The 21,188-nt window shown below is 72.2% G+C and carries 16 protein-coding genes; 11 read left to right on the forward strand and 5 right to left on the reverse strand.

What is annotated here, in order from left to right; all coding sequences use genetic code 11:
* Positions 1-28: 28 nt before the first annotated feature.
* Positions 29-1,888 (reverse strand): MFS transporter, encoded by a 1,860-nt coding sequence (locus tag ACGFJ7_RS28000; protein ID WP_360255397.1) that lies wholly within the window; start codon positions 1,886-1,888, stop codon positions 29-31.
* Between the two features lie 479 nt (positions 1,889-2,367).
* On the opposite strand from ACGFJ7_RS28000, the gene ACGFJ7_RS28005 reads away from it, so the two are divergent.
* On the forward strand, positions 2,368-3,126 hold the full coding sequence (locus ACGFJ7_RS28005) for an AfsR/SARP family transcriptional regulator (protein ID WP_360255395.1): 759 nt from the start codon (positions 2,368-2,370) through the stop codon (positions 3,124-3,126).
* A 34-nt stretch (positions 3,127-3,160) separates the two neighbouring features.
* Here the strand turns inward: ACGFJ7_RS28005 and ACGFJ7_RS28010 are convergent, their stop codons facing one another.
* Genes ACGFJ7_RS28010 through ACGFJ7_RS28020 form a run of 3 tightly spaced genes read right to left on the reverse strand, consistent with a single transcriptional unit; the run spans position 3,161 to position 5,565 of the window.
* Positions 3,161-4,096, reverse strand: coding sequence for an acyltransferase domain-containing protein (locus tag ACGFJ7_RS28010; protein ID WP_392644625.1), 936 nt, complete (start codon positions 4,094-4,096; stop codon positions 3,161-3,163).
* Positions 4,093-5,091, reverse strand: a complete 999-nt coding sequence (locus tag ACGFJ7_RS28015; protein WP_360255391.1) for a methyltransferase — start codon at positions 5,089-5,091, stop codon at positions 4,093-4,095. Before ACGFJ7_RS28015 ends, ACGFJ7_RS28010 begins: the two co-directional genes overlap by 4 nt.
* A 15-nt stretch (positions 5,092-5,106) precedes the next feature.
* A complete protein-coding gene (locus ACGFJ7_RS28020; protein WP_360255388.1) occupies positions 5,107-5,565 on the reverse strand; it encodes an anthrone oxygenase family protein in 459 nt (152 codons plus the stop codon).
* A 138-nt stretch (positions 5,566-5,703) separates the two neighbouring features.
* Between ACGFJ7_RS28020 and ACGFJ7_RS28025 the strand changes: the two genes are divergently transcribed.
* Genes ACGFJ7_RS28025 through ACGFJ7_RS28050 form a run of 6 tightly spaced genes read left to right on the forward strand, consistent with a single transcriptional unit; the run spans position 5,704 to position 16,866 of the window.
* Positions 5,704-7,326, forward strand: a complete 1,623-nt coding sequence (locus ACGFJ7_RS28025; protein ID WP_392644627.1) for an FAD-dependent monooxygenase — start codon at positions 5,704-5,706, stop codon at positions 7,324-7,326.
* 16 nt (positions 7,327-7,342) lie between these two features.
* Positions 7,343-8,422: a methyltransferase gene (locus ACGFJ7_RS28030; protein WP_360255382.1), complete on the forward strand. Its 1,080-nt coding sequence runs from the start codon at positions 7,343-7,345 to the stop codon at positions 8,420-8,422.
* Positions 8,419-9,603, forward strand: coding sequence for a methionine adenosyltransferase (gene metK, locus ACGFJ7_RS28035; protein WP_360255380.1), 1,185 nt, complete (start codon positions 8,419-8,421; stop codon positions 9,601-9,603). The genes ACGFJ7_RS28030 and metK overlap by 4 nt, the downstream gene beginning before the upstream one ends.
* A 15-nt stretch (positions 9,604-9,618) precedes the next feature.
* Entirely contained in the window at positions 9,619-15,024 is a 5,406-nt protein-coding gene (locus ACGFJ7_RS28040) for a carboxyl transferase domain-containing protein (RefSeq protein WP_392644629.1), read from the forward strand.
* Positions 15,021-15,929 carry a carbohydrate kinase family protein gene (locus tag ACGFJ7_RS28045; RefSeq protein WP_360255375.1) on the forward strand — a complete coding sequence of 303 codons (909 nt, stop codon included), beginning with the start codon at positions 15,021-15,023 and terminating at the stop codon, positions 15,927-15,929. Before ACGFJ7_RS28040 ends, ACGFJ7_RS28045 begins: the two co-directional genes overlap by 4 nt.
* Entirely contained in the window at positions 15,922-16,866 is a 945-nt protein-coding gene (locus ACGFJ7_RS28050) for a methylenetetrahydrofolate reductase (RefSeq protein WP_392644631.1), read from the forward strand. The genes ACGFJ7_RS28045 and ACGFJ7_RS28050 overlap by 8 nt, the downstream gene beginning before the upstream one ends.
* 18 nt (positions 16,867-16,884) lie before the next feature.
* Here ACGFJ7_RS28050 and ACGFJ7_RS28055 read toward each other — a convergent pair whose 3' ends face one another.
* A complete protein-coding gene (locus ACGFJ7_RS28055) occupies positions 16,885-18,441 on the reverse strand; it encodes a Na+/H+ antiporter (RefSeq protein ID WP_392644633.1) in 1,557 nt (518 codons plus the stop codon).
* On the opposite strand from ACGFJ7_RS28055, the gene ACGFJ7_RS28060 reads away from it, so the two are divergent.
* The 4 genes from ACGFJ7_RS28060 (at position 18,440) to ACGFJ7_RS28075 (ending at position 21,173) form a co-directional block, all read left to right on the forward strand.
* Entirely contained in the window at positions 18,440-18,565 is a 126-nt protein-coding gene (locus ACGFJ7_RS28060) for a hypothetical protein (RefSeq protein ID WP_360255367.1), read from the forward strand. The genes ACGFJ7_RS28055 and ACGFJ7_RS28060 overlap by 2 nt on opposite strands.
* Positions 18,566-18,758: 193 nt before the next feature.
* Entirely contained in the window at positions 18,759-20,327 is a 1,569-nt protein-coding gene (locus tag ACGFJ7_RS28065; RefSeq protein WP_392644635.1) for a methyl-accepting chemotaxis protein, read from the forward strand.
* Positions 20,328-20,365: 38 nt separating this feature from the next.
* Positions 20,366-20,656: a hypothetical protein gene (locus ACGFJ7_RS28070; RefSeq protein ID WP_360255363.1), complete on the forward strand. Its 291-nt coding sequence runs from the start codon at positions 20,366-20,368 to the stop codon at positions 20,654-20,656.
* Position 20,657: 1 nt separating this feature from the next.
* The gene (locus ACGFJ7_RS28075; RefSeq protein ID WP_360255360.1) at positions 20,658-21,173 is read left to right on the forward strand and encodes a GAF domain-containing protein; all 516 of its coding nucleotides are present in this window, start codon (positions 20,658-20,660) and stop codon (positions 21,171-21,173) included.
* Positions 21,174-21,188: the final 15 nt, after the last annotated feature.

The following is a 21,188-nucleotide window of genomic DNA, read 5'->3' on the forward strand; positions in this document are numbered from 1 at the left end:
ACGGGTGCCGGCGGGCGGGGCGTACGAATCAGGTCTTGTTGTCGGTCTTCGTCCAGTCCTTGCCGGTCTCGGCCTCGGGCCGGCCGCTGTCGGCGGCGGCGCCGCCACCGCCCCAGTCGCTCTTCCCGGCGTTGTCGCCGCCGCCGCCCCAGTCGCCGCTGCCGGCTTTGTCGCCGCCCCAGTCGCCGCTTTGCGTGGTGTCGCCGCCGCCCCAGTCGCCGTCGCCGCCGCCCCAGCTCTGCGGCGCCGGCTTGGGCAGGACGAAGACGAGCAGCAGGCTGAGCACCACGGCGCCGAGCGAATAGGCGGCGCCGACCAGCACGGCGTGGGTGAAGTTGTCGGCCACGGCGGCGTCGGCCGCCTCGGTGAACGCGGCGCCGACCGGACCGGCCTCGGCCGGCGGGCAGCTCGCGGGCACGGCCGTCGGATCGTCGGCGTTGCCCCGGTCGACGAAGCACTGCTGGAACCCCGCGACGCCCTGCTGGACCGCGTCCGGGCTCAGCCCGGCCGCCGCCAGCTGCCGTTGCAGCTGCGGGGTCACCTGCTCGGCCGAGGTCGCCGCGTGGTTGCCGAGGGCGCCGAAGAACGCGACGCCGACGACGGCCAGGCCCAGCGCCATACCGAGCCGCTGGGCGGTGTTCAGCACGCCGCTGGCCGCGCCGGCGTCCTTCCAGTGCACGCCGGACAGCACGATGTCGACGTTGGGCGAGATGACCAGCCCGGAGCCGAGGCCGCTGACCAGCAGGGAGGGCACCAGGGCCCAGCCCGACACGTCGACGCCGGCGCTGTTGATGGTGACGATGAGGCCGATGATGCCGGCCGACACCAGGCCGGCGCCGAGCGCGATCACCCAGCGGCCCATCCGGGCCGAGAACCAGTCGGAGAACAGGCCGCCGGCGAACGAGCCGACGGCGAACGGCAGAAGCACCAGACCGGCGTAGAGCGCCGAGCGGGCCAGACCGAGCTGCAGGTAGAGGGAGAGCACGAACCAGAGGCTGATGAAGCCGGCGAAGTAGGCGAAGCCGATGCCGATGCCGGCGCTGAACGTGCGCCCGCGGAAGAGGTTCAGGTCGATCAGCGGTTCCCGGTCGCGCCGGGTACGGCTCCGCTCGTACAGGACGAACAGCACGAACACCGGCACCGACGCGGCCAGCATGATCCAGGCCCATCCCGGCCAGCCGGCGGCCCGTCCCTCGACCAGCGGGAAGCTGAGCAGGAAGATGGCCGAGCCGATCAGCAGGATGCCGAGCGGGTCGAGCGAGCCGCCCCGGCCGCGGGCCTCGCGCAGCCAGGCGGCGGCCATCGCGATCGTGATGATGCCGAGCGGCACGTTGATCAGGAAGATCGGCCGCCAGCCGAGATCCTGCACGTTCCACTCGATGAGCAGGCCGCCCAGCAGTGGGCCGAGCGCCACCGCGACGCCGCTGACGGCGCCGTAGAGACCGTACGCGCGGCCGCGCTCCTTCATCGGGAAGGCGACCTGGATGACCGCGAGGATCTGCGGGTTCATCAGGCCGGCCATGGCGCCCTGCAGCACCCGCCAGACGATGAGGCTGACCGGTCCCTGCGCCAGGCCGCACAGTGCGGAGGTGACCGTGAAGCCGATCAGCGAGAGCAGGAACAGCTTCTTGTAGCCGAAGCGGTCGCCGAGGCGGCCGCCGGGGATGAGCAGCAGGCCGTACGCCAGCGCGTAGCCGGTGATCACCCACTCGGCGGCGTCGTAGCTGGCCTCGAGGTCCCGCTGCAGCGGCGGGATCGCCACGTTCACGATGGTGCTGTCGATCAGGATGATCAGCGCCCCCGCGAGGACCGCGGCCAGCGCGTACCACCGGCGCGGGTCGGGTGGTGCGGTGTCGGTCTGCCAGCTGGTGGCCGTGTCGTCTGCCATGGGAACCGCCCGATTCTGAGCGTGCGTCTTAGTCCAGTGCGATTACTCGCGTAAGAGTAATCGCGGAGGCGACGCCGGGCAAGCGGATCGCCGCCCGGCCGCCCGTCGCCGCCCGGCCGGCGGGTTGCCATAAATGCACTGTCGTCGATGCGACAAATGAAAGATCCAAACTGGATCCAAAGTAGACATGTCGTAATAGCCGAATCCTGTCCAGTTTTCCGGCATGCGAAGCGGGAGCCGATTTCGTGGTCACTAAATATTCGTTTAATACGGACAATATGATCGTCATCACGTGACCTGCGATACAGGTGGAGGGTCCGGCGGCGTCACGGCGCATGATCACGCTCAGTCTTTGGCGTTGCGCCCTCGGTGATGCTCTGCGTACGGTGGCTGGGTGTTTTGTTCCAGCTGACGGCTATTCATATAGCCGTGTGCGAGCAGTAATACGCGAGTCACGCGACCGTAACAAGGAGACCCCAATGTGGGAATTGAAAGTCCTCGGTCCGCTCGAAATCCGCTTCGAGGGGCGGGCCTGCAGATTGACCGCGCCGAAGATGCGGGAGGTCTTCGCTCTCCTTCTGCTGCACCCGAACGAAACCGTCAGCGTTCCCGCGATAATTCGCGAGGTATGGGACGAGGACGTGCCGTCGAGCGCCGTGACGACAATTCAGACGTACGTCTATCACCTGCGTAAGCGCTTGCGGCAGACGGCGCCCCACGACGACGGCTGCCGGCTGCTCACGCAGCATCCCGGCTACACGCTGCGGGTCCCGGACGCCGCCCTCGACCTCACCGAGTTCACCCAGCTCGTGGCCCGCGGCCAGGCCGACGCCGAGCAGGGCCGGCACGCCGGCGCGGTCGAGCACCTGCGGCAGGCCCTGCGGCTGTGGCGTGGCCCCGCCCTCGACGACGTCAGCAAGGGGCGGCAGCTGGAGACCGACGTGGCCCGGCTCGAGGAGGAGCGGATCCGGGCCACCGAGCTGCTGGTCGCGGCCGAGATGCAGCTGGGACGGCATCGCGAGATCGTGCCCCAGCTGCAGACCCTGGTCTCCAGCTACCCGCTGAACGAGTGGTTCCACGAGCAGCTGATCATCGCGTTGCACCGCTCGTCGCGCCGGGGCGACGCCCTGCGCGCCTATCAGAACGCCCGCCGCATCCTCGACGAAGAGCTCGGGCTCGACCCCTCACCCCAGATGGAGCGCCTTCAGCTCGAGGTGCTCGCCGGATCCACACACTGAAAAGGCCGTGCCGGACCGTGGCGGCGGTCCGCGCTCAGCTGCTCGTCAGCAGCCGGCTCAACTGCCGTGTCACGTCGCCCTGGGCGGTGGACAGCGGCCGGCACTCGATCATCGGCACGTCGTTGTCCCGCATGAGCGTGGTCAGGGCCGCGCCGGGGCCCACGTCGACGTAGCGGCGCCTTTCGCCGGCGCCCAGCACGGCGGCCGTCTCGAGGAACCGGATGGGCGCGCGGATGGCGTGCCAGAGATCGGCCGGAACCGGGTGGTCCGTGCGCTCGCCGGCCAGCGCGCAGGAGAACCAGGGGATCCGCGGGCCGCGGACGCTGCCGTCGCTCGCGGCGGCGGACAGGAACGGCTCCCGGGCCGGATCGATCTGCCTCGAATGGAAGCCCCGGGTCACCGGCATCCGGACCGAGGCGTGACCGCGCTCGCCGAGCCACGCGGCGGCCGTGTCGAGCGCGTCCCGGCTGCCCGCCAGGACGAAGTGGCGTCGGCTGCGCAGCGCCACCTCCGGCCGCTGCGGCAGCGCGGTGAGCGGGCCGGCCAGCGCCTCGGGCGGGGCCAGGACGGCCATCATCCCGCCCGGGTCGCAGTGCTCGGCCAGCGCCCGGGTCTGTACCGCCAGGACGCGGCCGGCGTGCTCCAGCGACCACGCGCCGCTGAGGACCGCGGCCGCGAACTCGCCGAGGCTGATGGCCAGCACCGCCGTCGGCCGCACCCCGCGGTCGATCAGCATCATGGCCGAGGCGTACTGGGTGGCGAAGATGCCGAGATGGGTGACCGCCACGTCGTCGAACGGGGGCTGGGCCAGCAGCAGGTGGGGCAGGACCGAGCGGCCGCCCACCTGGCGCAGGCACACGTCCACGTGCTGCAGGTGAGCCCGGAACCGCTCGTCCGAGCGGAACAGGTCGCGCGCCATCGCCGGATACTGACTGCCCTGGCCCGAGAAGAGGAATACCGCGTCGGTCATCGAACGCACTCGAGGATCGTCGGCCCCGACGCGGTGGGGATCTCGCGGTCGAGCCGGAAACCGGCCTCGGCGGCCAGATCGCCGTACTCGTCGGCCGACCGTTCCCGGCCACCGACCAGCACCAGCATCCGCAGGTCCATCCGGGTCACCATGTCGGCGTCGAGCTGACCGGCGATGATCCGCTCCACGATGAGCAGGCGCCCGCCGGACGGCACGGCCTCGGCGCACCGGGCCAGAATGCGCCGGGCGTCGGCGTCGCTCCAGTCGTGCAGCACGTTGGACAGCACGTAGACGTCGTCGCCGGCGGGCAACTCGTCGAAGAAGCTCCCGGCCACCGTGGTCGACCGGTCGGCCAGGTCGCCGCCCAGGAACTCCTTGGCCGTGGCGATGGTCGCCGGCAGGTCGACCAGGGTGCCGTGCAGATGCGGCGCCTGCCGCAGGATGGCCGCCAGCAGCGCGCCGGAGCCGCCGCCGACGTCGACGACCCGCTTCGCCGCGCTCCAGTCACGCGCGGCCGCGACCTCCGAGAACCAGGGCGCGTGCGTGGTCATCAGGGCGTCGAACGAGTCGGACAGGTCCTGGTCGTCCATCAGGTCCTGCCAGAACGGCTTGCCGTAGAGCAGCGGGTAGCCGGGCCGGCCGGTGGTGACGACGTCGAGCAGCGTGCTGAACGTCCGGTCCAGGCGGCCGCCGATGCCGTTCATGGTCAGCCACGCGTGCCGGCCGGCCGGGTGGTCCGACCGCAGCGGTGCCGCCAGCTCGGTGAGGGCGAAGACGTCCAGGCCGGGCTCGGTGAACACGCCCCGGGCGGCCAGGTAGCGCAGCACCCGGGCCAGCGCGTCCGGGTCGACCTTGGCCGCGGCCGCCAGCTCGGCCACCGGGCGGGGGCCGCCGGCGAGAGCGTCCGCTATGCCCAGGGTGGCCGCCACCCGGATGGCCCACGGCGTGATCGCGTCGGCCAGGGCGGACAGGCGAGCGACGGGATTACCCTCCATGACGATTCCTCCGGTTCACAGGTTGATGACGGCCGCGACGGTGACGGCGAAACCCGCCACCCCGGACGCGGTGCGGACCAGGTGCCACTGCCGCCAGCGCGGGCGAGGGTCGCTCCAGGCCGGCGGCAACCGGTCCGGGTCGGCCTGGCGGACGGACGTGGCCAGCAGCGGCACGTTGCGCAGCTGTGACACCAGGGCCACGACGACCAGCAGGACGGCGCCCAGCGCGAACAGGACGCGCGCGGCCACCGGCTCGGCCAGCACGGCCAGCGCCAGGTCGGCCGCGGCCGCGCCGAGCACCAGGATCGGCATGGTCGGCTCGTAGCGCCGGTCGAAGCTCTGATGCACCCGGACATAGCTGGCCGCGGGCATGGCCGCGAACCCCGGCACGTTGGCCAACGCCACTCCGAACAGGACCCCCGCGGCCAGCCCGGCCGCGACGACGCCCAGCACGCTCAGCACCCAGATCCACATGAGGGCATCTTGGGCGCCGCGGGTGGAGCCCCGGTCGAGCCGGGCTAGGGCCGATCCGGGTCCATGCGTTCTCCAACGGGGCTCTAGCCGCCGTTGCGACGATGCGGACTTCCGAGTCTCCGCCGGAGAAGGAGTCGCATGGCTACCGAGGAAGTGCCGGTTCTCATCGTGGGCGGCGGCCCGGTCGGGCTGTCCGCCGCACTGTTCCTGTCCCGTCTCGGCATCACCCCGACGCTCGTCGAGCGCCGGTCGACCACCTCGCCGCTGACCCGGGCGACCGGGGTGCACGCGCGCAGCATGGAACTGTTCCGGATGGCCGGCCTGGCCGAGGAGATCCAGGCGACCGGCCTGCGGCTGGTGCCCCGGGCGGTCGCCGAGGGCCCGGACGCCGAACCCGGCGTGATCCCGCGGGTCATCCTCCGCTCCCGCTCACTGTCCGACCTGGACTCGGCGCAGGTGATGGAGGTCGGCGAGGAGTTCTCGTTCGACCTGAGCCCGGCCAAGCCGGTGTGGTGCGGGCAGGACCTGCTGGAACCGGTGATCCTGCGCGGAGCCCGCCGGCTCGGCGCCGACATCCGCTTCGACACCCGGATGACCGCGATGACGGACACCGGCGACGGCGTACGGGCCGATCTCACCGACACCCGCACCGGCGCCGTCACCACGGTGCGCGCGAAGTACGTCATCGCCGCCGACGGTGTGCAGAGCGGCATCCGGGAGTCGCTGGGCATCCGGCGCACCGGCAACGGCGTACTGCAGAAGATGGTGAGTGTCGTCTTCCGATCCGACATGAAACCGGTGGTGGGCGACCACAAGTTCATCCTGACCTTCATCGCCAACCAGAACGTGCAGGGAGTGGCGGTCTGCCTGGACGGCGCCGACCGGTGGATGTTCTGGACCGGATATCCGGTGGCCTCCGGGATCGAGCCGAGCCTGTTCAGCCGGGAGAAATGCACCGAGCTGGTGACCGCCGCGCTCGGCGTGGAACGGCCCATCGAGATCGAGGGCACCTTCCCGTGGGAGTCGGCGCACCTGATCGCCGAGCGGTTCCGGTCGGGCCGGGTCTTCCTGGCCGGCGACGCCGCGCACACCCATCCGCCGGACGGCAGCTTCGGTGCCAACGCCGGCATCCAGGACTCGCACAACCTGGCCTGGAAACTGGCCGCGGTGCTGCACGGCCGGGCGGGCGACGGCCTGCTCGACACCTACGACGCCGAGCGCCGCCCGGTCGGCCTGGCCACCGCCGACCAGGCCCTGCTGCGTGAGCGCAACCGGGCCACCGCCCACCGCGAGCCCGGCTTCCGCGACTTCCCCAACGTCATCCTGGGCTATCGCTACACCTCGGCCGCGGTGCTGCCGGACGAGGCGGACGCCGGTCGCGAGCTCGAGACGGTGCCGGTCGAGCTCGACCTCACGGGCCGCCCGGGCACCCGGGTGCCGCACCGCTGGCTGGTCGGCGCCGAGGGCCGGATCTCCACCCACGACCTGTGCGCCGACACCCTGGTCCTGCTCACCGACGCGGGCACGAACCGCTGGGACGAGGTGGCCGGCGGCGACCTGGTGCGCCACGTGCGGATCGGCGACGGCGGCGACTACCGGGCCGAGCGGTCGCCGTGGTGGGAGGCGTTCGGCATCGGCCCCGAGGGCGCCGTGCTGCTGCGCCCGGACGGGTTCGTGGGCTGGCGCGAGCCGGCCGCGCCGAAGAACCCGGCGGAACAAGTGGACGGCGCCGCCCGCGCCCTGCTCGATCGTCAGCCCTGACCAGAGGAGAAGGAAAATGGCAGTCACCCCTTTGCGTATCGGTCCCGAACCGCTGCCCGTCGGCGCCGGGCAGTCCCCGTTCGAGGCGGCCGGCACGGTCCGCCGTTTCGTGCAGCTGATGTGGTCCAGCGGGCTCGTGCAGGCCGCCACCGAGTTGCGCCTGGCCGACCGGATCGACGACGAGCCGGTCGCCCTGGACGAGCTGGCCCGGCGGACCGGCACCGACCCGGCGGCCCTGCTGCGGCTGATGCGGGCCCTGGTCGCGCACGGTTTCTTCGCGGCCGGCGACGATGGTTCCTTCCGGCACACCGAGTTCAGCCGGGCGCTGCGCGAGGACGCGCCGGGCAGCGTGCGGAACCTGACCCTGCTCGCCAACTCCGAGTGGAACTGGCGCGTGTGGGGAAGCGTGGCCGACGCCGTGCGTACCGGAGAAGCGGTTTTCCCCACCGCGTACGGCAAGGATCTCTACAGCTACTTCCGCGACGACAACCCGGAGGCGGCCACCGTCTTCAACCGGGCCATGTCCGAGTCGGGCAAGTGGACCACGGGGCCGATCGTCGAGGCGCTGAACCTCGACGGCGTGCGGACCGTGGCCGACGTCGGCGGCGGCCAGGGCGGACTGCTGGCCGGGGTGCTGGCCCAGCACCGCGAGCTCACCGGCACCCTGCTGGACAGCCCCGAGGTGCTGCGGCAGGCCGGGGAGAGCCTGCGCACCGGCGGCGAGCTGGCCGACCGGGTCACGCTGATCCCGGCCGACATCCGCGAGTCGGTGCCGGTCACGGCCGACCTCTATGTGATGCGCCAGGTCATGCACATCTGGGACGACGAGACGTGCCTGAAGATCCTGCGCAACTGCGCGGCGTCGGCCAAGGGCAAGGCCCGGATCGTGCTGGTCGAGCACGTGGTGACCGAGGGCGCCGAGCCCAACCCGACGTTCACCGCGCTGCTGGACGTGCTGATGATGCTGATCGGGCCGGGCAAGGAGCGCACCGAGCGTGATTTCGGGGCGCTGCTCGACGCGGCCGGCTTCGATCTGGTCGGGGTCACCCGCATCCACGCTCCGCTGGCGCTCGTCACCGGCGAGCTCCGGTCATGACGCGCCGCCTGTTCACCTCGGAGTCGGTCACCGAGGGCCACCCGGACAAGATCGCCGATCAGATCAGCGACGGTGTCCTCGACGCCCTGCTGCGGCAGGACCCGCGGAGCCGGGTCGCGGTGGAAACGCTGATCACGACCGGGCAGGTACATGTCGCGGGTGAGGTCACGACCCAGGCGTACGCCGACATCCCGAGCATCGTCCGGGACACCATCCTGCGGATCGGCTACGACTCGTCGAAGAAGGGCTTCGACGGGGCTTCCTGTGGGGTCAGCGTGTCGATCGGCTCCCAGTCGCCGGACATCGCGCAGGGCGTCGACAGCGCGCTGGAGCTGCGTGCGGGCGACAGCGAGCACGTGCTCGACTCCCAGGGCGCCGGCGATCAGGGCATGATGTTCGGCTTCGCCTGCTCCGAGACGCCCGAGCTGATGCCGCTGCCGATCGCGCTCGCCCACCGCCTGGCCCGCCGTCTGTCGCGGGTGCGCAAGGACGGCACGATTCCGTACCTGCGACCGGACGGCAAGACCCAGGTCACCATCGAGTACGACGGCTTCACGCCGGTGCGCCTGGACACGGTGGTCGTGTCGTCGCAGCACGCGGCCGACATCTCGCTGGAGTCGATGCTCACGCCCGACATTCGGGAGCACGTCATCGCGCCGGAGCTGGAAGGCCTCGACACCGACGGCTACCGCCTGCTGGTCAACCCGACCGGCCGCTTCGAGATCGGCGGGCCGATGGGCGACGCCGGCCTGACCGGCCGGAAAATCATCGTCGACACGTACGGCGGATACTCCCGGCACGGTGGTGGCGCGTTCTCCGGCAAGGATCCGTCCAAGGTGGACCGGTCGGCGGCGTACGCCATGCGGTGGGTCGCCAAGAACGTGGTCGCGGCGGGGCTGGCCGAGCGGTGCGAGACCCAGGTGGCGTACGCGATCGGCAAGGCCCACCCGGTGTCGCTGTTCGTCGAGACCTTCGGCACCGAGAACGTACCGGTCGAACGCATCGAGAAGGCCATCGACGAGGTGTTCGACCTTCGGCCGGCGGCCATCATCCGCGACCTGGACCTGCTGCGGCCGATCTACCAGCGGACCGCGGCCTACGGGCACTTCGGCCGGGAGCTTCCGGAACTGCTCTGGGAGAGCACCGACCGCGCCCAGGACCTGAAGAACGCCGCCGCCTGAGGGGGAGTGAAGCCGGTGTTCGAGCGCATCGCCATCGTCAACCGTGGTGAGGCCGCCATGCGGCTGATCCACGCCGTCCGTGAGCTGTCGGCGCGGACCTCGGCCGCCATCGAGGTCATCGCGCTCTACACGGACGTCGACCGGGCCGCCACGTTCGTCCGGGAGGCCGACGTCGCGTACGACCTCGGGCCCGCTTCGGCCCGGCCCTATCTCGACCTGAAGGTGCTCCGCCGAGCGCTCGTCGAGACCCGGGCCGACGCCGCGTGGGTCGGATGGGGGTTCGTGGCCGAGGACCCGGCGTTCGCCGAACTGTGCGAGCGTATCGGCGTCACCTTCGTCGGCCCGGGTCCGGAGGCGATGCGCCGGCTCGGCGACAAGATCGGCGCCAAGCTCCTGGCCGAACAGGCCGGCGTGCCGGTCGCGCCGTGGAGCCGCGGCCCGGTCGAGACGCTGGAGGAGGCGCTGGCCGCGGCGGCGCGGATCGGCTACCCGCTGATGCTCAAGGCCACGGCCGGTGGCGGCGGCCGGGGCATCCGGGTGGTCCGCGACGAGGCGGAGCTGTCGGAGGCGTACGAACGCACCAGTCAGGAAGCGGCCCGCGCCTTCGGCAGCGGCGTCGTCTTCCTGGAGCGGCTGGTGACCGGGGCCCGGCACGTCGAGGTCCAGGTGATCGCGGACGGGCAGGGCACGGCCTGGGCGCTCGGTGTCCGCGACTGCTCGGTGCAGCGGCGCAACCAGAAGGTGATCGAGGAGTCGGCCTCGCCGGTGCTCGGCGGCGACCAGGCCGCCGAGCTCAAGGCGTCGGCCGAGCGGCTGGCCCTGCGGGTCGGCTATCGGGGCGCGGCCACCGTGGAGTTCCTGTATCACCCGGGTACCCGGGCGTTCGCGTTCCTGGAGGTCAACACCCGCCTTCAGGTCGAGCACCCGATCACCGAGGCGACCACCGGCTTCGACCTCGTCCAGGCGCAGCTGCGCATCGCCGCCGGGGAACGGCTCGACGGCCGGCCGCCGGCCGAGCGAGGGCACGCCATCGAGGCCCGCCTCAACGCCGAGGACCCGGACCGCGATTTCGCGCCCTCACCCGGCCGGATCGTCCGGCTCGCCCTGCCGGCCGGCCCCGGCATCCGGGTCGACACCGGCGTCAGCGAGGGCGACGTCATCCCCGGCGACTTCGACTCGATGATCGCCAAGATCATCGCGTACGGGGCGGACCGGGACGAGGCCTTGGGCCGGCTCCGCCGCGCCATGGCGCAGACCACCGTGATCATCGACGGCGGCGCCACCAACAAGAGCTTCGTGCTCGACCTGCTCGACCAGCCGGAGGTGATCGGCGCCGGCGCCGACACCGGCTGGATCGACCGGGTCCGCGGCGAGGGCCGGCTGGTCTCCCGCCGGCACGCGGCGGTCGCGCTCATCGCGGCCGCCATCGGGGCGTACGAGGAACAGGAGCGCGCCGGCCGGGAACACCTGCTGTCCACCGCCGCCGGCGGGCGCCCGCAGGCCCGCCCGATCAGCGGCCGGCCCCTGGACCTGAAGCTGCGCGGCGCCGGATACCGGGTACTGGTGGAGCGCGCCGGCCCGCGGCGCTTCCGCGTCGGAGTCGGCGATCACCGGGCCGAGGCCGAGCTCGACCGGTTCGACCGCTACCGCGCGCACCTGCGGGTCGACGGCGTCCGCTACCGCGTGCTGGCCGCCACCGAGGGGCCCGCGCACACCGTCGAGGTCGACGGGGTGGCCCATCGGATCAGCCGGGACGAGGGCGGCGTCGTCCGCGCCCCGGGACCGGCCATCGTGGTCGCCGCGCCGGTCGCCGTGGGCGACGAGGTCGAGGCCGGCGCGCCCGTGCTGGTGCTCGAGAGCATGAAGATGGAGACGGTGCTGCGGGCGCCGTTCCCGGCCCGGGTCAAGGAGTGCGCCGTCGCGGTGGGCGGCCAGGTCGAGGCCGGCGCGCCGCTGCTGCGGCTGGAACCGACCGGCGAGGCCACCGCCGACGTGGGGGAGGCCGCCGAGCTCGACCTGCCCGCCCCGGCGACGTCCGGCGACCCTCTCCGGCGGGGTGGGGACGACCTTCGCGGGCGGCTGCTCGGCTACGACGCCGGCCCGCACGACGAAGCGGCCTACCTGACGGCGCGGGCGGCCGCGACCGCCGACGACCGGCGCCCGCTGGCCGAGGAGGCGGAGTTGCTGGGGGTCTTCGCCGATCTCGCCGAACTGAGCCGCGACCGCCGGGCCGGCGAGCACTTCCACACCTACCTGCAGAGCCTCGACGTCGACCGGGCCGGGCTGCCACCGTCGTTCCAGGACCGGCTGGCCGCGGTGCTCGCGCATTACGGCGTCGCCGGTCTCGACCGCACGCCGGAGCTCGAGGCGGCGGTGTTCCGCGTCTTCCTGGCCCGGCGGCGCGCCGCGGACGGCGCCGCCGTGGCGGCTCTCCTGCTGCGGGCCTGGCTGAGCGACCCGCCGCCGGACACGGCCCTGCGCGAGCCGGTCGGCGCGGTGCTGGAGCGCCTGGTGACGGTCGCCCGGATCCCGTTCCCGGCCATCGCCGACCTGGCCCGCGGCGTGGTGTTCGCGTGGTTCGCCCAGCCGCTGCTGCGCCGCAACCGCGCCCACGTCTACGCCGAGATCCGCGGTCACCTGCGCCACCTGGACGCCCGCCCGGACGCGCCGGACCGCGCCGCCCGCGTCGCGGCCATGGTCGCCAGCACCGAACCGCTGGTCCGGGTGCTCGGCCAGCGGCTCGCCCGCCGCGACGCGGGCCACGAGGTGATGCTCGAGGTGCTCACCCGCCGCTACTACGGCAACAAGGGCCTGACCGGGGTACGCCGGCGGGAGGCCGCCGGCTGCGCGTACGTGGTGGCCGACCGGGCCGGCACCAGCGTGATCACCACCGCGGTGCGGTTCGACCGGCTGGACGCCGCGATACGCGGCCTCGCCGAGCTCGCCGGCGACACGGACGCGGCGCACGCCGACGTGTACGTGGCCTGGGAGGGGCAACCGGCCGACCTCGACGAGGCCGCGGCCCGGCTCGAGGAGACGATCGGCCGGCACCGGCTGCCGGCCTCGCTGCGCCGGATCACGGCCACGATCGCCGGCCGGCGCGGCGCGGTGACCCATCACCACTTCACCTTCCGCCCCGGCGGCGGCCGCCGCCTCACCGAGGACCGCCTGATCCGCGGCCTGCACCCGTTCATCGCCCAGCGGATGCGGCTGTCCCGGCTCAGCGCGTTCGACCTGACCCGGCTGCCGTCGGCCGACGAGGAGGTCTACCTCTTCCGGGGCGTGGCCCGCGACAACCCGGCTGACGATCGCCTGATCGCGTTCGCCCAGGTTCGCGACCTGACCCCGCTGCGCGACGCCGACCGCCGGCTGGCCGCCCTGCCCACCGTCGAGGACACCGTCGGCGCCTGCCTCGACTCGATCCGCCGCGCCCGGGACCGGCGCCCGTCGGCGGCGCGCCTGCCCACCAACCACATCGTGGTCTACGTGTGGCCGCCGAGCGACCTCACCCGAGCCGAGGTCGAGACCATCGCCGCCCGCGTGCTGCCGGCCGCGGCCGGCGCCGACCTCGAGGAGATCCTGCTCATCGGCCGGCATCACGACCCGGCGACCGGTGAGCTGGAACCGGTCGCGGTCCGGGTACGGTTCGACGCCACCGGCGAGCCGCAGCTCTCCCTCGGGCCGCCGCCCGCCGAGCCGGTGCGGCCCCTCGACGACTACCGGCTCAAGGTGCTGCGCTCGCGCAGCCGGGGCGCCGTGTACCCGTACGAGCTGATCGGTCTTCTCACCGGCCCGGCGGGCCGCTTCACCGAGTACGACCTCGACGAGTACGGCGTCCTGGTGCCGGTCGAACGGCCGAGGGGACGCAACACCGCCGCCGTCGTCACCGGCGTGGTGACCACCCCGACCGCGCGGCATCCGGACGGCGTGACCCGGATGGTCCTGCTGGGTGACCCGACCAAGGCGCTCGGCGCGCTGTCCGAGGCCGAGTGTTCCCGGGTGATCGCCGCCCTCGACCTGGCCGAGTGGATGCGGGTGCCGGTGGAGTGGTTCGCGCTGTCGGCCGGGGCACGCATCTCGATGACCTCCGGCACCGAGAACATGGACTGGGTCGCGGCGGCGCTCAAGCGCATCGTCGAGTTCACCCAGGCCGGCGGCGAGATCAACGTCGTGGTGGCCGGCATCAACGTGGGCGCCCAGCCGTACTGGAACGCCGAGGCGACCATGCTCATGCACACCAAGGGCATCCTGGTCATGACGCCCGAGTCGGCCATGGTCCTCACCGGCAAACGGTCGCTGGACTTCTCCGGCGGTGTGTCGGCCGAGGACAACTTCGGCATCGGCGGCTACGACCGGGTGATGGGGCCCAACGGTCAGGCGCAGTACTTCGCGCCCACGATCTCCGCCGCCCGCGACGTGCTCATGGCCCACTACGAGCACACCTATGTCGCGCCGGGGGAGACCACGCCCCGCCGAGCCGTGACCGAGGACCCGCCCGGCCGCGACATCTCCGCTTTCCCGCACGCGGCCGAGGGCAGCGACTTCAGCACCGTCGGCCAGATCTTCTCGGCCGAGCACAACCCCGACCGCAAGAAGCCCTTCGACATCCGTACGGTCATGCGGGCGCTGTCCGATCAGGACCGGCCCGTCCTGGAACGCTGGTCGGGCATGGCCGACGCCGACACCGCCGTGGTGCAGGACGCCCACCTCGGCGGTCTCCCGGTCTGCCTGCTCGGTATCGAGTCGCGCCCGCTGCCCCGCCGGGGCTTCCCGCCCACCGACGGACCGGACAGCTGGACCGCCGGCACCCTCTTCCCCCAGTCGTCGAAGAAGGCCGCGCGAGCGATAAACGCCGCCTCCGGCAATCGGCCGCTGGTGGTGCTGGCCAACCTGTCCGGCTTCGACGGATCGCCCGAGTCGATGCGCAAATGGCAATTGGAGTACGGGGCGGAGATCGGCCGGGCCATCGTCAACTTCCGCGGCCCGATCGTCTTCGTCGTCGTCTCCCGCTATCACGGCGGCGCCTTCGTGGTCTTCTCCAAGGCGCTCAACCCGGCCATGACCGTGCTGGCGCTGGAGGGATCGTTCGCCTCGGTCCTCGGCGGGGCGCCGGCCGCCGCCGTGGTCTTCTCCGGCGAGGTCGACCGGCGCACCGGCGCCGACCCTCGCGTGGCCGAACTCCAGTCCCGCGTCACCGCGGCCACCGGCACCGAACGCGCCGCCCTCAACGCGCGCCTGGCCGAGACCCGATCCGCCGTCCGCGCGGAGAAACTCGGCGAGGTGGCGGCCGAGTTCGACCGCCGGCACGACATCCGCCGCGCCGTCGAGGTCGGCTCGGTCGACGCCGTCATCAGCCCCGCCGAACTGCGTCCCCGGGTGATCCGGGCGATCGAGTCGTCGCTGAAGGGAACCGCCGCATGATCCTCGTCAGTGGCTCCATCGCCACCGATCACCTCCTGACGTTCCCCGGCAGCTTCGCCGAGCAGATCCTGCCCGAGAGCCTGTCCGCCATCTCGCTGTCCTTCCTGGCCGACGAGCTGACGGTGCACCGGGGCGGGGTCGCCGCCAACATCGCGTACGGCATCGCCCGGCTGGGCGAGCGGGCCGTGCTGGTCGGCGCGGTCGGGGCCGACTTCGACGTCGACTATCGCGGCTGGCTCGAACGCAGCGGCGTGAACTGCGCCGGGGTCCTGACGAGCACGACGGCGCACACCGCCCGGTTCGTCTGCACCACCGACCGGGAACTGTGCCAGATCGCCACCTTCTATCCGGGCGCGATGAGCGAGAGCGCGAACATCGACCTGGCCGCGGTCGGTGACCGGCACCCGCCGGCACTGGTCCTCATCGGCCCCGACATGCCCGGCGCGATGCTCCGGCACGCCGCGGTGTGCCGGAGCCGGGGCTGGCCGTTCGCCGCCGACCCCTCGCAGCAACTGGCCGCCATGACGGGCGCGGAGATCCGGGAGTTCATCACCGGCGCCGCCTACCTGTTCACCAACGAGTACGAGTACGACCTGCTCCTCGACAAGACCGGCCTGTCCGGCCGTCAGCTCACCGAGATCGTCGGCCTGGCCGTCACGACCCTGGGGGCCAAGGGGGTACGCCTCACCGACCGCCAGGGGACGTCGACGGTTCCCGCCGTGCCGGTCGACCGCGTCGTCGACCCGACCGGCGGCGGAGACGCCTTCCGGGCCGGGTTCCTCAGCGGCACGGCCCGGGGCCTGAGCCCGGTCGCCGCGGCCGAGCTGGGATGCCGGGTGGCCGCGCGGTGCCTCGAGCGGGCAGGAACGCAGACGTACGACCCGCGGGGGCTGGCCCATGTCTGAGACGGTCGCCGCCCGTACGGCGTTGCGGACCGCGCTCCGCCTTCGGCAGTCCGGCGTGCTGCTGTTCAGCCTCACCCCACCGAGGCGCGGCGAGAGCACGGACCGGATCAGGGAGATCGCCGCCGTGACCCTGCGGCGCCTCGACGCCCTCGACCTCGACGGCCTGATCCTCTACGACCTCGACGACGAGGCCGACCGCAATCCCGCCGAGCGGCCCTTCCCGTACCTGCCGACGCTCGACCCGGGCCGCTACCACGCGGAGTACCTGCACGGATGGGACCGGGAAGCGATCATCTACCGGTGCGTCGGCAAGTACGGCGAGCGCGAGCTGCGGACGTGGCTGGCCGGCGTCGACCCGAGCCAGGTGCTGAGCGTCTTCGTCGGCCCGTCCTCCGGCGACAAGGAGGTCCGCACCGGCCTGCGGCGCGCCCACGAGCTGCGCCGGGAGGTCAACCCCGGCCTGGTGACGGGCGCGGTCGTGATCAGTGAACGCCACGCCCGCCGCCAGGACGAACACCGGCGCATGCTGACCAAGCAGGAGCTGGGTTGCGACTTCTTCGTGTCCCAGGTCGTCTACGACATCGCCGCCACCAAGAACCTCATCTCCGACTACGCCCACGAATGCCGCACCCGCGGCCTCGACCCCCGCCCGGTGATCTTCACGTTGTCGTTGTGCGGATCGCCGCGAACCCTGGAATTCCTCAGCTGGCTGGGCGTCGAGGTGCCCCGCTGGCTCCAGCAGTCGATCCGCCACGCCGGCGACCCGCTGGGCGAGTCCTTCCGGCAGGTACGGCACATCGCCCGCGACCTCACCGGCTTCTGCGACCACCTCGGCGTGCCCCACGGCTTCAACATCGAGAGCGTGTCCATCCGCAAAGCGGAGATCGAAGCCGCCACCGAGCTGACCGCGGAAGTGGCCGCCCTGCTCAACCGCTAGGGGACCGGCCAGGGGGAATCACTCGACGAGATCGTGGCCGGAGAGGCGCAGGTCTTCGATGTCGAGTCTGGCCTGTACTCGTCGCAGGACGGTGTCGTCGATGTGGCCTTCGTCGCGCAGGCGGAGCACTGTCTCGCGTTTGCGGGCGATCAGGGCTCGTCGCAGCGAGGTCTCGTTGCCGGTGTCGTCCTGATCCTGCAGCACCCTGAGGTGGCGTTCGTACTCGTGCCGCAGTTCGTCGGTCACCTGCGGATCGGTGTTCAGTTCGGCGGCGAGCTCGGGCAGGACGGCCAGGGCCTCCCGCATGGCGGTCGTGTCGGCGAGGCGGCGTTCCCGCTCGACGGAGGTGTCGTCGGGCAGGCGCGCCCACCGTACGACCACCGGCAGCAGCGGCGCCTGCAGCACCAGCGTGACCACGATGACGCCGGCCGTCACGAACACGATGGTGTCGCGGCCGGGGAACGGCTCTGAAGAGGCGAGGGTGGCCGGCACCGCCAGCGCGGCGGCCAGGGAGACGGCGCCCCGGAAACCGGCGACCGCGCTGACCACGCGGGCCCGGTTGCTGATGCGGCGCCGCCGCTGCTGGGGGCGGCGGTCCACCGCCCGGATCGTGTACGCGGAGACGAACAGGAAGGCCAGCCGCGCGGCGAACATGACCGCCGACACGACGACCACCGCGGCCGTTCCGCGCCACAGGTCGACGCTGGTGAGACCGCGTACGGCCTCGTGCACCTCGATGCCGACGAGCACGAACAGCGCGCCGTTGAGCACGAAGGTGGCCAGCGACCAGAACGCCACGGACTGGCTGCGGGTCTCGGCATCGACCACTCGCGGTCCGGCCTGGCTCATCACCAGGCCGCAGATGACGACGGCGACCACGCCGGAGGCCTCGATGGTCTCGGCGAGCAGGAACGCGGTGAAGGGGATGACAAGCATGGCGACGTTGCCGAGCATGGGGTCGGTGAGGGCGCGGCGCAGCCGTACGCCGGCCCAGGCGGTGAGCAAGCCGGCCAGCACTCCGCCGCCGTAGGCGAGCAGCAGCAGCCACGACACGTGCGGGGTGGTCAGGTGTTCCTCGCCCACGGTGATGCCGACGGCGAGGGCGTAGATGACCAGGGCGGTGCCGTCGTTGATGAGGCTTTCCGCGCGCAGCAGGGTGACGTTGCGGCGCGGCAGCCGGCGGGCCAGCACGCCGACGGCGGTGGCGTCGGTCGGGGCCAGGGCCGCGCCGAGCACCCAGGCCGGGCCCCACGGCAGGCCCAGTGCGTGTGCGGCCGTGGCCACCGCGGCCGCCGTGACCAGCACGAGAACGGTTCCCATGAGGATGATGCCGCGCAGGTCCCGGCGGATCTCCCGCAAGGAGGTGGTCAGGCTTTCCCAGTACAGCAGGCCGGGCAGGAAGAGCAGCAGGACCGTTTCCGGCGGCAGATGCACCTCGCGCAGCGCCGGTACGAAGCCGAGCAGGACGCCGCACGCCAACAGCAGGACCGGCGGAGCCAGGCGCAGCCGGCCGGCGAGCGCGCCGGACCCCAGGATCGCGGCGCCCAGCACCACTACGACGACGAGGGCGAGCATGGCGGACCTCCCGGTCAGCGGTTGGCGTACTCCGGCCGCGGCGCGGGCGGTGCTGTCCCCCGCGTACCCGGGCGATGAGGGTGACAACCAGCAGCGGCGCGATCGCGAACAGGACGAGGCGTGACGGCCCTCGGCCGGCGAACCGAGCGAATGCGCCGACACGTTAAGCAACCGTGCGAGAACGCCGAAACGGATGATGGGGGACGAGCGCGAGATGTTCGCAGGTCTGTGTTGCGGCGGGGGAGCGGAGTCGGATGACCACGGTTGTACATGCCTTGCCGGTGGTGCGGGAACCCGGACGCCGGCGTTTCGCTGATGTGAGTGTCAGAGTCAAGATCCTGGCAGCGGTCCTCATCGCCGCCATGGTCGCCGTTCTCGTGGGCTGGCTCGGGTTGAGCGCCCTGAGCGCGGTGAGCTCATCGGCTCAGGGCATATACACCAACAACGTCTCCAGCGTCCAGGCGATCGGCAACATCCGTGCCTCCCTGTACGCCGCCCGCCTCGACCTGGCCAACCAGCTGGTCAGCCCCGACGACGCGAGCATGAGCAAGTACGAGTCGGCGTTCGCGGCCGACGTGGAAGCCTTCGACGACGCTCTCGCCGCCTACCAGGCCAGCGGCCCGGCCGGTGACGCGAGCCTCGTCGCCGGCGTGCAACAGCAATGGCGGGCCTATGTCAGCGTCGCCGAGTCCAAGCTCCTGCCGGCCGGCCGGCGCAACGACACGGCGCAGTGGCGCACCGTCCGGGACGACGAGGTCTCGCCGCTGATGAAGCAGGTGACGCAGGCGCTGGCGACCCTGTCCGAGGCCGAATCCGACGCGGCCCGCGCGTCGGCGGAGTCGGCGCAGTCGAAGTACAACCGCAGCCGTTACCAGGCGCTGGCCCTGATCGCGCTCGGTGTGCTGGTCGCCGTGGCCGTGGGCGTGTTCGTGTCCAAGAACATCGTGGGCTCGCTCCAGCGGGTCAAAACGGTCTGCGACAGCCTGGCCGAAGGCGACCTGACCCGGACCGCCGGTTTGACGGCACGGGACGAGCCGGGCTTGATGGCCCAGTCGCTCGACACCGCGACCGCCCGTCTGCGCGACACGGTCGGAACGATCAGCGGCTCGGCGGCCACCCTCTCCGCGGCCTCGGAGGAGCTGTCCACGGTCAGCGCCCAGTTGGAGGCCGGCGCCGGGGACGCGGCCGCGCGGGCCCGGCAGGCATCGGCCTCCACCGAGGACGTCAACGCCGGCGTGCAGACCATCGCGGCCGGGGCCGAGCAGATGAGCGCCTCGATCGCCGAGATCGCGTCCAACGCGGCCCGGGCGGCCGAGGTCGCTCAGCAGGGCATGCAGGTCGCCGAACGGACGAACGCCGAGGTGGCGGGCCTCGGCGCGGCCAGCGCCGAGATCGGCGAGGTGGTCCGGCTGATCACCGCCATCGCCGAGCAGACCAATCTGCTGGCCCTGAACGCCACCATCGAAGCCGCCCGCGCCGGTGAACTCGGCAAGGGTTTCGCCGTCGTCGCCGGCGAAGTCAAGGAACTGGCTCAGCAGACCGCCCAGGCGACGGAGCAGATCACCGCGCGGATCGGCGCGATCCAGTCCTCCACCGGCTCCGCCACCCAGGCCATCGCGGAGATCACCGAGGTGATCGCCCAGATCGGCGACTACACCACCACGATCGCCTCGGCGGTCGAGGAACAGACCGCGACGACCGGTGAGATGAGCCGATCGGTCGCCGACGCGGCCAGCGGCAGCGGAGACGTCGCCCGGACGGTGTCCGGCGTCGCCGAGGTCGCCATGGCCACGGCCGAGGGCGCCAAGGCCACCCAGCAGGCGGCCGGGGACCTGACCAGACTGGCCGGCGAGCTCACGATGCTGGTCAACGGCTTCCGGCACTGAGCCGATCGACCGCCACGACCTTCGAGGGGTTGGGACAGATGTCCGGAGTTGATCAAGCGGCGGTGCCGTACGGGTTGCACCAGCCGACTCTCGCCGACGCGCAGCAGGCGGTACACCGGGTCCACGGGCCCGACGGTTCCGCCGTCTGGGCCGACCTGCTGGCGTCGTGCCGGCTGTCCGGCCGGGAGACCGACGGCCCGGCCCTGGCCCGTCTGATCGAAGCCATGATCGTCGCCGATCCGGTCACTCAGCTCTGCGGCCAGGCGCTGCGTATCCGCGTCGCCACCCACGAGCATCTGTCCGCCGCCTACACCATCACCAGGAGCTGAAGTGGACACCGCCTCTCTCGACGACCTGTTCGGCCGGCTCGGCACACCGCGGCGGATGCGAAGCCTCGCCGGGTACAACCTGTTCGCTCCCCAGTTGGCGGCCGAGCTCGACCCGGTGTGCGCGCGCTCGGCGCAGCGGCTCGGCGCGCCGGTGTCGCTGATCTCGATCATCCTCGACTCGGCGCAGTACATCATCGGCAGCACCGGCCTGGAAGGCTGGATCAACCAGGTGCAGGGGATGCCCGCCGAATGGTCCGTGTGCACGCACACCGTGCTCGCGGGCGCGCCGTACTGCGTCGCCGACGCCACCACCGACGTGCGGCACGAGCGCAACCCGCTGATCGGGATGACCGGCCTGCGGAGCTATGCCGGCGTACCGTTGCAGGGCGACGACGGCGAATACCTGGGTGCGCACTGCGTGCTGGACACCGCCGCCCGCACGTTCGGCGAGAACGACCTCGAGGTGCTGCGCGACGGCGCCGCGGAAGCCATGCGCGTACTGCGCGAGCGCTCCTGAGGGCGGAACCAGCAC

Origin of the sequence: Actinoplanes sp. NPDC048988 (assembly GCF_043197815.1) — a bacterium.
In the GTDB taxonomy this organism is placed as follows: Bacteria; Actinomycetota; Actinomycetes; order Mycobacteriales; family Micromonosporaceae; genus Actinoplanes.

Bases quoted from the DNA above. Each gene is read 5' to 3' on its own strand.
- ACGFJ7_RS28015 (WP_360255391.1), bottom strand. From the start codon at position 5,091: ATGGAGGGTAATCCCGTCGCTCGCCTGTCCGCCCTGGCCGACGCGATC.
- metK (WP_360255380.1), top strand. From the start codon at position 8,419: ATGACGCGCCGCCTGTTCACCTCGGAGTCGGTCACCGAGGGCCACCCG.
- ACGFJ7_RS28070 (WP_360255363.1), top strand. From the start codon at position 20,366: ATGTCCGGAGTTGATCAAGCGGCGGTGCCGTACGGGTTGCACCAGCCG.
- ACGFJ7_RS28025 (WP_392644627.1), top strand. From the start codon at position 5,704: ATGGCTACCGAGGAAGTGCCGGTTCTCATCGTGGGCGGCGGCCCGGTC.
- ACGFJ7_RS28000 (WP_360255397.1), bottom strand. From the start codon at position 1,888: ATGGCAGACGACACGGCCACCAGCTGGCAGACCGACACCGCACCACCC.
- ACGFJ7_RS28010 (WP_392644625.1), bottom strand. From the start codon at position 4,096: ATGACCGACGCGGTATTCCTCTTCTCGGGCCAGGGCAGTCAGTATCCG.
- ACGFJ7_RS28005 (WP_360255395.1), top strand. From the start codon at position 2,368: ATGTGGGAATTGAAAGTCCTCGGTCCGCTCGAAATCCGCTTCGAGGGG.
- ACGFJ7_RS28020 (WP_360255388.1), bottom strand. From the start codon at position 5,565: ATGTGGATCTGGGTGCTGAGCGTGCTGGGCGTCGTCGCGGCCGGGCTG.
- ACGFJ7_RS28060 (WP_360255367.1), top strand. From the start codon at position 18,440: ATGGCGGACCTCCCGGTCAGCGGTTGGCGTACTCCGGCCGCGGCGCGG.
- ACGFJ7_RS28030 (WP_360255382.1), top strand. From the start codon at position 7,343: ATGGCAGTCACCCCTTTGCGTATCGGTCCCGAACCGCTGCCCGTCGGC.
- ACGFJ7_RS28050 (WP_392644631.1), top strand. From the start codon at position 15,922: ATGTCTGAGACGGTCGCCGCCCGTACGGCGTTGCGGACCGCGCTCCGC.
- ACGFJ7_RS28045 (WP_360255375.1), top strand. From the start codon at position 15,021: ATGATCCTCGTCAGTGGCTCCATCGCCACCGATCACCTCCTGACGTTC.
- ACGFJ7_RS28055 (WP_392644633.1), bottom strand. From the start codon at position 18,441: ATGCTCGCCCTCGTCGTCGTAGTGGTGCTGGGCGCCGCGATCCTGGGG.